The 14,863-nt window shown below is 72.6% G+C and carries 13 protein-coding genes and 1 pseudogene; 11 read left to right on the plus strand and 3 right to left on the minus strand.

All coding sequences use genetic code 11. From position 1 onward, the window contains the following. Nucleotides 1-91: 91 nt before the first annotated feature. The 5 genes and pseudogenes from ACWD5D_RS36570 to ACWD5D_RS36590 all read left to right on the plus strand — a co-directional run bounded on the left by ACWD5D_RS36570 (nt 92) and on the right by ACWD5D_RS36590 (nt 5,843). On the plus strand, nt 92-745 hold the full coding sequence (locus ACWD5D_RS36570; protein WP_451377106.1) for an NADPH-dependent F420 reductase: 654 nt from the start codon (nt 92-94) through the stop codon (nt 743-745). A gap of 141 nt (nt 746-886) precedes the next feature. Next, the gene (locus ACWD5D_RS36575) at nt 887-1,717 is read left to right on the plus strand and encodes an alpha/beta fold hydrolase (RefSeq protein WP_451377107.1); all 831 of its coding nucleotides are present in this window, start codon (nt 887-889) and stop codon (nt 1,715-1,717) included. Nucleotides 1,718-2,109: 392 nt separating this feature from the next. Then, entirely contained in the window at nt 2,110-3,696 is a 1,587-nt protein-coding gene (locus ACWD5D_RS36580) for an alkaline phosphatase D family protein (RefSeq protein ID WP_451377108.1), read from the plus strand. Between the two features lie 212 nt (nt 3,697-3,908). Then, nucleotides 3,909-4,064: pseudogene (locus ACWD5D_RS36585) on the plus strand (SWIM zinc finger family protein); the annotation flags it as partial. 330 nt (nt 4,065-4,394) lie between these two features. Then, nucleotides 4,395-5,843, plus strand: a complete 1,449-nt coding sequence (locus ACWD5D_RS36590; RefSeq protein WP_451377109.1) for a GNAT family N-acetyltransferase — start codon at nt 4,395-4,397, stop codon at nt 5,841-5,843. Nucleotides 5,844-5,930: 87 nt separating this feature from the next. On the opposite strand, the gene ACWD5D_RS36595 is transcribed toward ACWD5D_RS36590, so the two are convergent. After that, nucleotides 5,931-7,130: a trans-sulfuration enzyme family protein gene (locus ACWD5D_RS36595; protein ID WP_451377110.1), complete on the minus strand. Its 1,200-nt coding sequence runs from the start codon at nt 7,128-7,130 to the stop codon at nt 5,931-5,933. Between the two features lie 59 nt (nt 7,131-7,189). Between ACWD5D_RS36595 and ACWD5D_RS36600 the strand changes: the two genes are divergently transcribed. Both ACWD5D_RS36600 and ACWD5D_RS36605 read left to right on the plus strand, forming a co-directional pair. Beyond that, on the plus strand, nt 7,190-7,693 hold the full coding sequence (locus ACWD5D_RS36600) for an Lrp/AsnC family transcriptional regulator (RefSeq protein ID WP_451377111.1): 504 nt from the start codon (nt 7,190-7,192) through the stop codon (nt 7,691-7,693). A gap of 33 nt (nt 7,694-7,726) precedes the next feature. Continuing rightward, nucleotides 7,727-9,418 (plus strand): DUF885 domain-containing protein, encoded by a 1,692-nt coding sequence (locus ACWD5D_RS36605; protein WP_451377112.1) that lies wholly within the window; start codon nt 7,727-7,729, stop codon nt 9,416-9,418. A 31-nt stretch (nt 9,419-9,449) separates the two neighbouring features. Here the strand turns inward: ACWD5D_RS36605 and ACWD5D_RS36610 are convergent, their stop codons facing one another. Beyond that, nucleotides 9,450-10,292, minus strand: coding sequence for an SDR family oxidoreductase (locus ACWD5D_RS36610; protein ID WP_451377113.1), 843 nt, complete (start codon nt 10,290-10,292; stop codon nt 9,450-9,452). Nucleotides 10,293-10,481: 189 nt separating this feature from the next. Here ACWD5D_RS36610 and ACWD5D_RS36615 point away from each other — a divergent pair, with 189 nt between their 5' ends. The 4 genes from ACWD5D_RS36615 (at nt 10,482) to ACWD5D_RS36630 (ending at nt 14,195) form a co-directional block, all read left to right on the plus strand. Next, the gene (locus ACWD5D_RS36615; RefSeq protein WP_451377114.1) at nt 10,482-11,159 is read left to right on the plus strand and encodes a hypothetical protein; all 678 of its coding nucleotides are present in this window, start codon (nt 10,482-10,484) and stop codon (nt 11,157-11,159) included. A gap of 144 nt (nt 11,160-11,303) precedes the next feature. Next, nucleotides 11,304-11,549 carry a ferredoxin gene (locus ACWD5D_RS36620; RefSeq protein ID WP_451377115.1) on the plus strand — a complete coding sequence of 82 codons (246 nt, stop codon included), beginning with the start codon at nt 11,304-11,306 and terminating at the stop codon, nt 11,547-11,549. Continuing rightward, complete coding sequence (locus ACWD5D_RS36625) at nt 11,539-12,930, plus strand: NAD(P)/FAD-dependent oxidoreductase (RefSeq protein ID WP_451377116.1); 1,392 nt, start codon at nt 11,539-11,541, stop codon at nt 12,928-12,930. The genes ACWD5D_RS36620 and ACWD5D_RS36625 overlap by 11 nt, the downstream gene beginning before the upstream one ends. Before the next feature lie 35 nt (nt 12,931-12,965). Continuing rightward, on the plus strand, nt 12,966-14,195 hold the full coding sequence (locus ACWD5D_RS36630) for a cytochrome P450 (RefSeq protein WP_451377117.1): 1,230 nt from the start codon (nt 12,966-12,968) through the stop codon (nt 14,193-14,195). Nucleotides 14,196-14,288: 93 nt separating this feature from the next. Here ACWD5D_RS36630 and ACWD5D_RS36635 read toward each other — a convergent pair whose 3' ends face one another. Further along, nucleotides 14,289-14,816: an immunity 21 family protein gene (locus ACWD5D_RS36635; RefSeq protein ID WP_451377118.1), complete on the minus strand. Its 528-nt coding sequence runs from the start codon at nt 14,814-14,816 to the stop codon at nt 14,289-14,291. Between the last annotated feature and the right edge of the window lie 47 nt (nt 14,817-14,863).

Consider the following 14,863-nt stretch of genomic DNA (forward strand, 5'->3'; position numbering starts at 1 on the left):
GTCCAGGCGGAATCGCTGCGTCGGCAGGGTGGCCCCGACCACAATGATCGCGGACCGCCGGTGGCCGGCGGCCTGGATCCGGAGGTGACCGATGCGGTACGCGGTGCTGGGCACGGGCGAGGTGGGCCGCACCTTGGCCGGCAGGCTCGTGGAGCTGGGCTACGAGGTGATCCTGGGCTCGCGGTCCAAGGACAACCCCGTCGCGCAGGACTGGGCCATGGCCACGGAAGGCCGCTCGCGCGCGGGGACGTTCGCGGAGGCCGCCGCCGCGGGTGACGTGGTGCTCACCGCGGTGGGCGGCCGGGTGGCGCTCGATGCCCTGCGGGCGGCCGGCGAGGAGCATTTGGACGGCAAGATCGTGGTGGACGTCAGCAACCCCCTGCTGTTCGAGGGCGATCAGGTGCGTCTGGCCCCGGTGGAATCGGACAGTGTGGGCGAGCAGATCCAGCGCGCCTTTCCGCACGCGCGCGTGGTGAAGACGTTGAACACGGTCAACTGCCTGGTGATGGTGGATCCGGGGCGGGTACCGGGCGAGCACAACCTCTTCGTGTGCGGTGACGACGCCGGCGCCAAGCAGCAGGTGACCGAGCTGCTGGGGGAGTTCGGCTGGCCGGCGGACCGGGTGCTGGACCTCGGCGGGATCAAGGCGGCGCGCACGGTGGAGATGCTGGTGCCGCTCTGGCTCGCCCTCATGCGGCGCTTCGGGCACGCGGATTTCAACTTCGAGGTGCGCCGGGCACGTTGAGGCCGGAGCGGTGCCGGGTCGACGCGGGGGCCCGTCGAAGCCCCGTACGCGGGCATCCGGCCGCATGGGGGCTACCCGCCGGTAGTAATTGCTGACAAGCTGTCTAGGGCGTCCGTCAGCAGTCCACCCGAGGAGCACTCCATGTCCGCCACCGTCTCCTTCCCGGTCCCCGGTCCGCACGGCCCGAAGGACGTCACCGTGTCCTACGCGCGCGTGGGACACGGTGAGCCGCTGGTCCTGCTGCACGGCATCGGCCATCACCGGCAGGCCTGGGACCCGGTGGTGGACATCCTGGCGACCGAGCGCGAGGTCATCGCCGTCGACCTGCCGGGCTTCGGCGCGTCCCCGGGGCTGCCCAACGGCCTCGACTACGACCTGCCCACGACGAACTCCGTGCTCGGCGCCCTGTTCGAGGCGCTGGAGCTGGACCGCCCGCACGTGGCCGGCAACTCGCTGGGCGGCCTCCTGGCCCTGGAACTGGGCCGCGAGAAGCTCGTACGGTCCGTCACGGCCCTCTCCCCCGCCGGCTTCTGGACCGAGGCCGAGCGGCGGTACGCCTTCGGCCTGCTGCTCACGATGCGCGGCATCGCCCAGTGGCTCCCGGCGCCCCTGGTGGAGCGGCTGTCCCACTCGGCGGCCGGCCGCACCGTACTGACGAGCACCATCTACGGCCGCCCGGCCCGCCGTTCACCCGACGCCGTGGTCGCCGAGACGCTCGCGCTGGCAGGGGCCACCGGGTTCGACGCGACGCTCCGGGCGGGCACCACCATCCGGTTCACCGACGACCTGCCCGGCATGCCGGTCACCGTGGCCTGGGGGACCCGCGACCGGCTCCTCGTGCGCCGCCAGGGGATCCGCGCCAAGCAGATGATCCCGCACGCCCGGCTGGTGCGACTGCCCGGCTGCGGACACTGCCCGATGAACGACGACCCGGCGCTGGTCTCCCGCGTCATTCTCGACGGCAGCCGCTGAGGGCCACCGCATAGGGCTGCCTCTGAGGGCTGCCGCAGACCTCTGCCGACCGAGCGCTGCCCAGCACGAGCACGTCCCCGCACGAGCCCTTTCCCGCGCGAACGTTTCCGAGGGTGCGCGGCCGGGGATCACTGCGGGCCTGCTCACCATCGCCGAACCGCCCGAACGGTGCGGCCCGGAGAACGACTTCCTGGAACGTCCCGCCGGCACCGGGACCGCCACCCCCCACTCGCCGTATCACGGTCGACGCGACAGCCGGTATGACGGCCGGTCAGGCCCGTGCACGCGCCTTGCGACGCACCGTTGTTCACTCGCGGTTCGCATGAGCGCCGTCGCGCACCAGTAGGTGTGGCTCCGCACACTGGCCAGATCCCATTCCAGGAGGCACAGCCATGTCACACCGTCCGTTCCCGGGCCGTCGCAGCGTTCTGCGCGGCTCCCTCGCCGCGTCGGCGGCCCTGACCCTGCCCGTGGGCCTCGGCGCGGCGCCGGCGTTCGCACGCTCCGGACGGCCCGAGGCGGGCTGGGGCGTACAGGTGGGCGATGTGAGCGCCGACTCGGGCCTGGTGTGGGTGCGTTCGGACCGGCCGGCCCGGATGATCGTGGAGACGTCGGCCACCGAGTCGTTCCGCGACGCGCGCCGCTGGCAGGGCCCGCTGCTGGGCCCGGACAGCGACTTCACCGGCACCACCCGGCTGCACGGGCTGCCGTCCGGCGAGCAGATCCACTACCGCGTGCTGCTGGCCGACCCGGACGACCCGCGGCGCACCGGCGAGCCCGTGTCCGGCACCTTCCGCACCGTATCGCGGCGCCGCCGGGACGGGGTGCGCTTCCTGTGGTCCGGCGACCTGGCGGGCCAGGGATGGGGCATCAACCCCGACCGGGGCGGCTACCGGATCTACGACGCGATGGCGAAGCTGGACCCGGACTTCTTCCTGTGCAGCGGCGACAACATCTACGCCGACGGTCCGATCGCCGCGACGCAGGCGCTGCCGGACGGCAGCACCTGGCGGAACATCACCACCGAGGAGAAGGCGAAGGTCGCCGAGACCCTTGCCGAGTACCGGGGCAACTTCCGGTACAACCTGCTCGATGAGAACCTCCGGCGGTTCAACGCCCAGGTGCCGTCCGTCATCCAGTGGGACGACCACGAGGTCCGCAACAACTGGTACCCGGGCGAGGTGATCGCCTCCACCGACAGCCGGTACACCGAGAAGAGCATCGACGTGCTGGCGGCGCGCGCCCGGCGGGCGTTCAGCGAGTACTTCCCGGTCTCCACGCTGCGTCCGGGCGCGCGGGACGGCCGCGTGTACCGCGTGCTGCGGCAGGGCCCGCTGCTGGACGTGTTCGTGCTGGACATGCGCACCTACCGCAACGCGAACTCGCCCGACGACCAGGCCGTCGACCCGCAGGGCATCCTGGGCCGTGAGCAACTGGAGTGGCTGAAGCGGGAGCTGTCCCGCTCGCGTGCGGTGTGGAAGGTGATCGCCGCGGACATGCCGATCGGGCTGGTCGTGCCCGACCCGATGGAGAACAGGCCGAACTTCGAGGCGGTGGCCCAGGGCGACCCGGGCGCCCCGCTCGGGCGAGAGCTGCAGATCGCGGAGCTGCTGCGGTTCGTCAAGCACCGCCGGATCACTGGCACGCTGTGGCTGACGGCCGACGTGCACCACACCTCCGCCCAGCACTACCAGCCGTCGCGGGCCGCGTTCACCGACTTCGAGCCGTTCTGGGAGTTCGTCTCCGGGCCGCTGAACGCCGGTGCGTTCCCGGCCAGCGCGCTGGACGGCACGTTCGGTCCGGAGCGGGTGTTCGTGAAGGCGCCGACCGCGTCGAACGTCTCGCCCGCCGGCGGATACCAGTTCTTCGGAGAGGTCGACATCGACGGCGGCAGTGGCGAGTTGACGGTTCGTCTGCGGGAGCAGGACGGCTCCGTGCTGTTCACGCGGACGCTGCGGCCGGGACTGGTCGGCCAGTAGGAAACGGGCAGGCCGGCGCGGCGGGTCCAGCAGGCGGACCCGTCACCGTCGCGGCGTCCGGTCCCGTACCCTCGTTGGCGTGCCGCGCACCGGCGTCATCCCCTGGTGCGCGGCACGTCTCCCCGCCCGGCGACTTCGCTTCCGAGTAGAGGTTTTCGCAGGTCGGGGCCGACTGTCAGTGGTCGCCTCTACGGTTTTTCCATGAACGACCACTGCAGGCCGTGGCCTGTCGTCGACCCCCCGCGCCGCGCTCCGACACGGACAGCCGCCTCCTCGGGCTGGAAACCACCCGGGGGGCGACACTTACGGGCGTCGAGGACCATCCGCGATTCTTCGCGGGCTTTCTGACCTCGCCTCAGGTCGCGTCGACCGCGCACGACCACCTCCGACGTCAACAATCCGCTGCGCCGTGGCGGCGGACCGCGCCGAGCGGTCTGGGGCGGACGGGACGGCACCGTGCCGCATCTGGCTGAGGCGGCCGCCGCAGCGGCTCGTCCCGACTGGTCACTCAGGCCCGACGGCTGCGTGACCTGCCGGCCGAGGAGGTGGCCGCCCGAGCCGGCGGGGAGGCTCCGCACCACGTCGGCGGGTCACTCACCGGGACAGTAGAAAGTGAAATAAAAGGGTCGGAAGCATGCTTTACCCATCGGTCACAAACCGTTCGTGATCACGCAACACCGTTCCTTCACAGTGGGTGCATGACTCCGGACATGTCTCATGTGACCCGGGCGAGGCACGGACGCCCCGTCCACCACTGGCGGCGGGACCTCGTCGAGCTCGCCGCGATGTTCACGGCCGTCGCGGTCGCGGACGCGGTGGCGAACCTGATCGGACACGGCCCCGGCGGCCCCGCGCTGCTGGTGATCTCGGCCGTCGTGCTGACCGCGACCGCGGGCTTCCACGTCTGGTGGGCACGGCGCCACGGACACGCACCGCCGACCGAGGATACCGGTGCCCGGCGGGCCGCGGCAGCGCGGTCCGCCGGGCCGGCCGGGCAGCCCGCCGCGCCCCCGTCGGAGGTGGCCGCGGCGAGCACGCTGTGGCGGATGCGGACGACGGTGAGGGACGAGCCCGGCTCGCTGGCCGCACTCTGCACGGCACTGGCCGAACAGCGGGTGGACATCCTGAGCCTGCAGACGCATCCGCTGGCCGAGGGCACGGTGGACGAGTTCCTGCTGCGGGCGCCGGGCACGCTGACGGCGGCCGAGCTGAGCCGGGCGGTCTCGCTGGCCGGCGGCACGTCCACCTGGACCGAGCGGGCCGACGCCCACGACCTGGTCGACGCCCCCACCCGGGTCCTCGGCCTCGCCACCCGCACCGCGCTGGACGCGGCCGAACTTCCGCTGGCGCTCAGGCAGTTGCTGGGCCGGTGCACGATCCGCTCGCTGCCGGCCAGGCCGGTCGGTGGTGGTCGCGGGCCGGAGCCGGTGCCGGTCGAGGGCGTGCTCGAGGACACCGTGATGCGACTGCGGGCGCCCGAGGGCGGGGTGCTGACCGTGGAGCGGCCGTATCTGCCTTTCACGCCGACCGAGTTCGCGCGGGCGCGGGCCCTCGTGGAGCTGGACACCCGGCTCGGTCCCCGGATCCCGACGGGCCAGGACGTGCTGACGCTGGCCGAGGGCGACGACATCACGGTGCGCCGGGTCGACACCGGTGAGCTGCCGGCCGCGCGGGCGATGCACGAGCGCTGCTCGCCGCGCACCCTCGGCATGCGCTACCACGGCCCGGTCGGCGACGTGGACCGCTATCTGAAGCACCTGCTCAGCCCGCGATTCGGCCGCACGCTGGCCGCGCAGACCAGCTCGGGCCGTGTCGTCGGCCTGGGGCATCTGCTGTGGGACGGCGACGAGACCGAGGTCGCTCTGCTGATCGAGGACGAGTGGCAGCGGCGCGGCATCGGTTCCAAGCTGCTCGGCCGGCTGGTGGCGATGGCGGCGGAGGCGGGCTGCGAGAACGTGTACGCCGTGACGCAGTCCTCCAACACGGGGATGGTCGCGGCGATGCGCGGCCTCGGGCTGCCCCTGGACTACCAGGTCGAGGAGGGCACCCTGGTCGTCACGGCCCGCCTGGACGCCGCCCCGGCGCTCTCCCGGCCGCCGTACGGCACCCTGCCGGGCCGGACGGGCGACGCCGCCCACCGCGACTGAAACCCCGGCGACGGACGGACGACGGCCCGGCGGAGCCCCGCCGGGCCGTTCGCGTACGAACTCGGGTCGATCACGCGGATCCGGGCATCAGTTGACCGCCTCCCGCAGCGGTACGGGGGTGCGGACGGCCGCGCCCAGGGCCTGGTCCAGGTCCGCCCACAGGTCGTCGACGTCCTCGAGGCCGACCGACATCCGCAGCAGCCGGTCGCTCACTCCGGCGCCGCGGCGGTCGTCGGCGTCGACGATGCGGTGGCTGATGGACGCGGGGTGCTGGATCAGCGTGTCCACGCTGCCGAGGCTGACCGCCGGGGTGACCAGCCGGACCCGGGAGATCACCTCGTGCGGGTCGCCGTGCACCTCGAAGGCGACCATGGCGCCGCCCAGGCGCGGGTAGCGGACCTCCGCGACGCGCGGGTCGGCGGCGAGCCGGCGGGCCAGTTCGGCGGCCGTCGCGGAGGCGGCCCGGACCCGCACCGGCAGGGTGGACAGCCCGCGCAGCAGCAGATAGCCGGCCAGCGGATGCAGGACGCCTCCGGTGGCGAACCGGATCTGGCGCAGCTTGCCCGCGAACTCCTCGTCGCAGGCCACCACCCCGGCCAGCACGTCGCCGTGGCCGCCGAGGTACTTGGTGGCGCTGTGCAGCACCAGCCGGGCGCCCCGCTCGGCCGGGCGTTGCAGGACGGGCGTGGCGAAGGTGTTGTCGGCGAGCAGCGGGACGGTGCCGCAGGCGTGGGCGACGGCCCGCAGGTCGACCTCGGCGAGCGTGGGGTTGGCCGGGGTCTCGACCATCACCAGACCGGTGTCGGGACGCAGCGCGTCGGCGATCCCGGCGGGGTCGGTCCAGGTCACCTCGGTGCCCAGGAGCCCGGCGGTCAGCAGATGGTCGCTGCAGCCGTACAGGGGCCGTACGGCGACCACATGGCGCAGGCCCACAACCGAGCGGGCGAGAAGGACGGCGCTGAGCGCGGCCATGCCGCTGGCGAACGCGACGGCGGACTCGGTGCCCTCGAGCCGGGCGAGCGCGGTCTCGAACCGGGCGACGGTCGGATTGCCGAGGCGGCCGTAGACCGGCGGCCCGACCGGGTCGGCGCCGTCGGTGGCGAAGGCGTCGATGCGGGCGGCCTCGGCGCGGCTGTCGTACGAGGGGTAGGTGGTCGACAGGTCGATCGGAGGGGCGTGCAGGCCCTGGCGTGCGAGGTCGTCGCGGCCGGCGTGCACGGCCTCGGTGGCCAGTGCTCTCGGTGCGGTGCGTACGCCGTCGTAGGCACCGGTGCTCGCTGAGTCCATGGTCGAAGGGTGGACAGCGGACGGGTGAACGGAATCGAACACCGTGCTACGTTCGGCCAATGGCTGAATCCGTCGTACTGGATCCGGTGGATCTTCACCTGCTGCGGCTGTTGCAGAACGACGCCCGGACCACGTACCGCGACCTCGCCGCGCAGGTGGGCGTGGCGCCGTCGACCTGTCTGGACCGGATAACCCGGCTGCGCCGCTCGGGCGTGATCCTCGGCCACCAGCTGCGGCTGGACCCGGCGAAGCTGGGCCGGGGGCTCGAGGCTCTGCTCTCGGTGCAGGTCAGGCCGCACCGGCGGGAGTTGGTGGGGCCGTTCGTGGAGCGCATCCGGGCGCTGCCGGAGTCGCGGACGGTGTTCCATCTGACCGGGCCCGACGACTACCTCGTGCATGTGGCCGTGGCGGACATGGCCGATCTGCAGCGGCTGGTGCTCGACGGGTTCACGTCGCGGCGGGAAGTGGCCCGGGTGGAGACCCGGTTGATCTTCCAGCAGTGGGACTGCGGACCGCTGCTGCCCCCGGCCACGCCCACAGCTGAATCGGTGGGACACGGGTGACGCGGGTGCGGTCCTGGAACGAGGATGGGCGACATGTCTGAGACCAAGACCCTGCTGCCCCGCCAGGTCGCCGACGCCTACGTCGACGACCTGATCGCCCTCGACCCGGTCACCGGCACCTACCTCGGGGTGAAGGAGAGTTCGGGCAGACTGCCCGACTACTCACCGGAAGGTCAGCAGGCCCTCGCGGAGCTGGCCCGGACCACGCTGGCGCGGCTCGACGAGGCCGAACGGCAGCCCGGTGCGGACAGCGACGTCGAGCGTCTCTGCGGGCGGCTGCTGCGGGAGCGGCTGACCGCCGAACTCGCGGTGCACGAGGCGGACGAGCACCTGCGCGCGGTCGGCAACATGCACACGCCGGGGCATGCCGTGCGGGAGGTCTTCACCGTGACCCCGACGCAGACGGACGAGGACTGGGCGGCGGTCGCCCAGCGGCTGCGCGCGGTGCCGGCCGCGCTCGCCGGCTACCGGGAGTGTCTGGAGCTGGGGCTGGAGCGCAAGCTGCACGCGGCGCCCCGGCCGACCACGACCTTCGTCGAGCAGCTCACCGAGTGGTCCGACACGGACGGCACGGGCCGCGGCTGGTTCGAGGACTTCGCCGCCGCCGGCCCGGACACGCTGCGCGCCGAGCTGGACGACGCGGCCCGTGCGGCGACCGCCGCCGTGGGGGAGCTGCGGGACTGGATGCGGGACGTGTACGTGCCGGCCGTCGAGGGCGCCCCGAACACGGTGGGCCGCGAGCGGTACGCGCGCTGGTCCCGCTACTTCAACGGCACCGACCTCGATCTGGACGAGGCGTACGCGTACGGCTGGTCGGAGTTCCACCGCCTGCTCGGCGAGATGAAGAAGGAGGCCGAGAAGGTGCTGCCCGGTGCCGAGTCGCCGTGGGTGGCGCTCGCGCACCTGGACGAGCACGGCCGGCACATCGAGGGCGTCGACGAGGTCCGGGAATGGCTGCAGGGTCTGATGGACCGGGCCATCGGAGATCTGGACGGCACGCACTTCGAACTCGCGGAGCGGGTGCGGAAGGTGGAGTCGTGCATCGCCCCGCCCGGTGGCGCCGCGGCGCCGTACTACACGGCTCCGTCGGAGGACTTCTCGCGCCCCGGCCGGACCTGGCTGCCGACCATGGGACAGACCCGGTTCCCGGTGTACGACCTGGTGTCGACCTGGTACCACGAGGGCGTGCCCGGGCACCATCTGCAGCTCGCGCAGTGGGCGCACGTGGCCCAGGACCTCTCCCGCTACCAGGCCACGGTCGGCATGGTGAGTTCCAACGCGGAGGGCTGGGCGCTGTACGCGGAGCGCCTGATGGACGAGCTGGGCTACCTCTCCGACCACGAGGAGCGGCTCGGCTACCTGGACGCCCAGATGATGCGCGCGGTCCGGGTGATCATCGACATCGGCATGCACCTGGAGCTGGCCATCCCGGCGGACTCGCCGTTCCACCCGGGTGAGCGGTGGACGCCGGAGCTGGCCGAGGAGTTCTTCGGGTCGTACAGCAGCCGTCCGGCGGACTTCGTGGAGAGCGAGCTGACCCGCTATCTGACGATCCCGGGCCAGGCGATCGGCTACAAGCTCGGCGAGCGGGTCTGGCTGCTGGGCCGGGAACGGGCGCGTGAGCGGCACGGTGACGCCTTCGACCTGAAGGCCTGGCACATGGCGGCCCTGTCGCAGGGCTCGCTGGGCCTGGACGACCTGCTGGACGAGCTGTCCCGGCTCTGACCCGCCCGAGGGCCTGGCGCGCTCGGCGCGCTCAACGGCGGAAGCCGCCCTCGGAGTTGACGACCTCGCCGGTGACCCAGCCCGCCTCGTCGGTGGCCAGCCACGCGATGAGCCGGGCCGGGTCGTCCGGCCGGCCCCACCGCCCCGAGGGGGAGCGGGCGGCGACGGCGGCGTGCGCCGCGCCGGTGGCGTAACCGGTGTCCACGGGCCCGGGGTTGACCGTGTTCACGGTGATCCCGTGCTCCGCGAGGGTGGTGGACAGGGAGCGGGTGACCGAGGCGAGCGCGCCCTTCTGGAGGGCGTAGGCGATCTCGTCGGGCATGCCGCCGGCGATGTCCTGCCCGGAGGTCATCATCACGACCCGTCCGCCCGGGGTCCCCGCCGGCAGCGCGGTCCGGGCGCGGGCGTACGCCTGCACGAGGAGCAGGACCGAGCGGGTGTCCACCGCCCAGTGGGCGTCCAGCATCGCGGCGTCGATCTCGTCCAGGGTGCCGTCGGACCCGCTGAGGGCGTGGTTGGCGACGAGAATGTCGAGCCGGCCGAACTCCCCCACCACGTCGTCGACGAGCCGGGCCGGTGCCGTCGGGTCGGACAGGTCTCCGGGGCCCGAGACGACCCGCGCCCCGGGATCACCGAGCGCCTCCCGCACGGAGTCCACGACCGCTTCGAGGCTGTCCGCGCCCCAGGGCATGGCGATGTCGTGCGGCACGTGGTGATGGACGTACACACTCGCTCCGTACGCGGCCAGCCTGCGGGCCACCGCATGCCCGATCCCGGCCCGTCTGGAGGCACCGGTCACCAGCGCGGTGCGCCCGCGCAGGGGCAGCGGGTCGCGGCGGAGTTCCTCGACGGCGGGATACGTGGGCCCGGACATGGTCGGCCACGGTACGCGGGGGCGGGGTGGGGCGCGAGCGAATATCGCGACCGCCCGGCCGCCGGGCCGGGAGGAGGCGCTTCCCCTTCCCTCGCACTCCCCCTCGGCCGTACGGCCCCCTCCCGGTGGCGCGCGCGGCGGGTACGCGGATTGCTGGGCGCAGGGCGATGTGGAGGAGGTGGGCCTGGTATGCAGGGCAAGGGGTCGCGGCAGGAGGCGTTGGAGACTCCGTGGGCAGCCGGGCTGGCCGGGGTCGTGTTCGCGCTGTTGCTGGCGGCGGCGATCGTGCTGATCCGGCTGGGTCTTCCCGAGGGGGCCGAGGCGGCCGCCCCTGAAGGTCTGACGAACCCGGAGCGGCGGGACGCGGTGCGGGCGGCCCTCGCGCTCGTCCCGTTCGCCGGCATCTTCTTCCTGTGGTTCGTCGGGGCCGTGCGGGCCCATGTCGGTGCGGTCGAGGACCGGTTCCTCGCCACGGTCTTCCTCGGCAGCGGGCTGGTCTTCACGGCCACGCTGTTCGGCGCGGCCGCGGCGGCCACCTCCACGCTCGACGCCGGGCGCTCCTCGGGTGCCTCCCTGGGGCCGGCCGCCTGGTACTTCGGCCGGTATTTCGCGTACTCGATGATGACCGAGTACGCGATGCGGATGGCGGGCGTCTTCGTGTCGTCGATGTCGGTGATCGGGCACCGCCTGGGCGTACTCCCGCGCTGGCTGACGACCGTGGGCTTCCTCTGCGCGCTGACACTGCTGTTCGTCTCGTCGAACGTGCCCTGGGCGGAGCTGGTCTTCCCGGCCTGGTCGCTGCTGCTGAGCCTGCACATCCTGTCGGTGAGCCGCCGTAACGCGTCACGTTCCGCGACGGGCGCGTGAGGGTCACCCGATCGGCGTGCCAATGCGCGCGGGCCCGGTGCCGCGCCTTCCATGCTGGCGGACAGGGGATGACCGCCGTCCGGGAGTGCCCACGGGGAGTGGGCGGTGTGCACCGGACCCCGCCACCGGAAGGGCGCAGCGTCGATGAGGCTCGTCGTGGATCTCAACAAATGCCAGGGATACGCCCAGTGCGCGTTCCTCGCCCCCGACATCTTCGCCATGCACGGTGAGGAGTCGCTGATCTACAACCCACTGGCGCGGGAGGAACAGCGAGAACAGCTGGCCCGGGCCGTCGCCGCCTGCCCGGTGCAGGCGATCACCGCCGACGGCCTGGACGGCGTGGAAGGGCGGGCGGCGCAATCCGGACGGGAGACGTCCGATGCCCGCTGACTACATGGACTGGCTCCGGCGCGAGGGCAGGATCGTGATCGTCGGCGCCTCGCTGGCCGGTCTGCGGGCCGCCGAGACCCTGCGCGCCGAGGGCTTCACCGGTTCGCTGACCCTCGTCGGTGACGAGCCGTACGAGCCGTACGACCGGCCGCCGTTCTCCAAGGCGGTACTGCTGGGCAAGGCCGCCCCCAACCGCACCGACCTGCCCCAGCGCCGCAACGTCGACGCGAAGTGGCGGACCGGTGTCGCGGCGACCGGCCTGGACCTGGCGGCCATGCGGGTACGGCTCGCGGACGGGGACGAGGTCGAGTACGACCGGCTGCTCATCTCGACCGGCGTGCGCGCCCGGCCCTGGCCGAACGAGGCGGAGGCACGGCTCGACGGCGTCTTCGTGCTACGCACCCGGGACGACGCGGTCGGCCTGGTCGAGCGGTTGCGGGCCGGCGCGCGACGGGTGTTCGTGATCGGGGCCGGGTTCGCCGGTTCGGAGGTCGCCTCGGCCTGCCGGGAGCTGGGGCTCGCCGTCACGGTGGCGGAACGGGCCGGCGCCCCGCTGGTGGGCGCGCTCGGCGGCGTGGTCGGCGCGGTCGCCGCCGATCTGCAGATCGAGAACGGCGTGGACCTGCGCACCGGTGTCACGGTGACGACGCTGGAGGGCGACTCGGTCGGCAGGGTGCGCGCCGTCCATCTGTCCGACGCGAGTGTCGTCGAGACGGATGTCGTGATCGTCTCGCTGGGTTCGCAGCGCAACACCGAATGGCTGACCGGGTCGGGGCTGGGTGCGGGTCCGCGCGGCATCGCCTGTGACGCGGGCTGCCGGGCGTTCGACTTCCGGGGCATCGTGACCGACAACATCTTCGTCGCGGGTGATGTCGCGCGTTCCCCGCACCCGTTGTTCGGCTACCAGTTCCTCGCGCTCGAACACTGGGGCAACGCCGTGTCCCAGGCCGAGACCGCGGCGCACAACATGATCTGCGCGCCCGCCGAACGGCGCCCGCACATGTGGATGCCGGCGTTCTGGTCCTCGCAGTTCGGGGTGAACATCAAGTCGGTGGGCGTGCCGACCATGGGCGAGGAACTGATGATCACGCAGGGCTCGCTCAACGAGCGCCGGTTCGCCGGCGTCTACGGGCACCAGGGCCGGGTCGTGGCCGCGGTGACCTTCGACAACACGAAGTGGCTGGAGTTCTATCAGCGGGAGATCGAGCGGGGGGCGCCGTTCCCGGTCGAGTACACGACGATGGACCGCCGTCCCGGTGGCCGGCGTCCGGTCTCGTCCGACTTCCCCGACCCGGCGCTGCCCACCCACGGTCCCACCGTGACCCTCACCGGCTACTCGCCGGCCGACCGCCGCATGGTCTTCACCCCGGCCCGCCACTGACCGCCGTCCGTGCCCCGACGCTTCAAGGACCTGTCATGACGCAAGCCTCACTGGCGCGCCAGATCGTGGACTACGCGAACCGCGCCAACCCGTATCCGCTGTACGCGGAGCTTCGCAAGACGCCGGTGCTGCACGAGGAGGAGGACGGCCCCTACATCATCAGCTCGTACTGGGACATCGAGAGCCTGCTCCACGACCCGCGGATCAGCTCCGACGCCACCAACCTGGCCGCCGCCGGGAACGGCCGGTTCGCCCAGGCCGAGGACACCGGCCTGCCGCCGTCCTTCATCCGGCTCGACCCGCCCGAGCACGACCGGCTGCGGCGCATCGCCAACAGCGCCTTCGGGCCGCCCCACAAGCCGCGCCGGGTGTACGACATGCAGGGCGAGATGCGTGCCATCGTCACCGAGCTGATCGACGCCTTCGGGGACGCCCGGGAGATCGACCTGGTGGACCAGTTCTCCTACCCCTTCCCGGTGACCGTGATCTGCCGGCTGCTCGGCGTGCCGCGGGAGGACGAGCCGCACTTCCGTGAGCTGGTCGACCCGATCGTCGCCGGCCTCGACCCCCGGACGCAGCTGGACCCGGTCGCCTCGAAGGCCGTGCAGGACTCACGCGTGCAGCTCGGCATGTATCTGTCCGGGCTGGTGAACCAGCGGATCAAGGAGCCGCGCGACGACATGCTGTCCGACCTGGCCAACAGCCAGGGGCCGGACGGATCCATGTCGATGATGGAGGTGCTGGCCACCGCGGTGCTGCTGCTGATCGCCGGGCACGAGACGACGGTCAACCTGATCACCAACGGCATGCTGACCCTGCTGCGGCATCCGGAGGTCCTGGAGCGGCTGCGCAAGGACCCGGAGCTGTCGACCAGGATCGTGGAGGAGCTCCTGCGGTACGAGCCGCCCGTGCAGTTCGTCCCGCAGCGCACCAACATCACGGACATCGAGGTGCGCGGGGTCACGATCCCCAAGGGCTCGCGGATCTGGCTGGTCCTCGCGGCGGGCAACCGGGACCCGGAGCGGTTCCAGGACCCCGACCGCTTCGACCCGGACCGCGAGGACATCGAGCACCTCGGCTTCGGCAGCGGCGTCCACAGCTGCTTCGGTGCCCCGCTGGCCCGGCTGGAGGCCCAGATCGCGCTGACGGAGCTGGCCCGGAGGCTGGAGGATCCCCGGCTCGTCGAGGACCCGCCGCCGTACCGGGAGAACCCGCTGCTGCGGGGTCCGCGTCACCTGAAGATCGCCTTCGGCAACCTGCGTTGAGGCACCCGAGCCGGCCGCGGCGGCTCGGCCCGTCGGCCCGTCGGCCCGTCGCTCTGAACGGCTGTCGCCCTGAGCGGATGTCGTCGTCCGGGCTCAGGACGCGATCCGCCGGAGCCGCACGAGACCGACCCAGGTCTCCGGCTCCGGCTGGGCGTAGGCGGCCCGCACCGCGTAGGTGCCCGCCTCCAGCGGTACACGGAGGTGTTCCGTGCGGTCGGCGCCCGTGCCCGGCCAGGCCGAGTCGAAGAGCACGACCGGGCCGGGCACGTGCCAGCGCAGCTCCGTCCCCCAGGCCGCGGTGCCGAGCGCGGCGCGGACGCCGGCGAGCAGTTCGCCCTCCGAGTTCGCGGCGGACCACCGTACGAAGGTGCTCTGGTCCGCCAGGTAGGTGGTGGCGGCGGGCTCGTCGCCGAGGACCAGGGCCGCGCTGTCACCGACCGGCAGCAGGCCGACATAGCCGTCGACCTCGCAGGCGCGGTCGTAGTCGGTGTCCAGGTCCTCGCTGTCTGCCCCCGCCCAGAACGGCAGCACCGTCTCCGGAACCGCTATCAGCGGGCCACCGCCCGACTCCACCCACTCCAGTACACCTGCACCTGCACCTGGATCCGCGTATCGCACCATGGGGGCGAACCTACACGGCGGCCGGGGCCGCGCGGTCAGCAACCGCG

This window comes from Streptomyces sp. NPDC002520 (assembly GCF_053595235.1).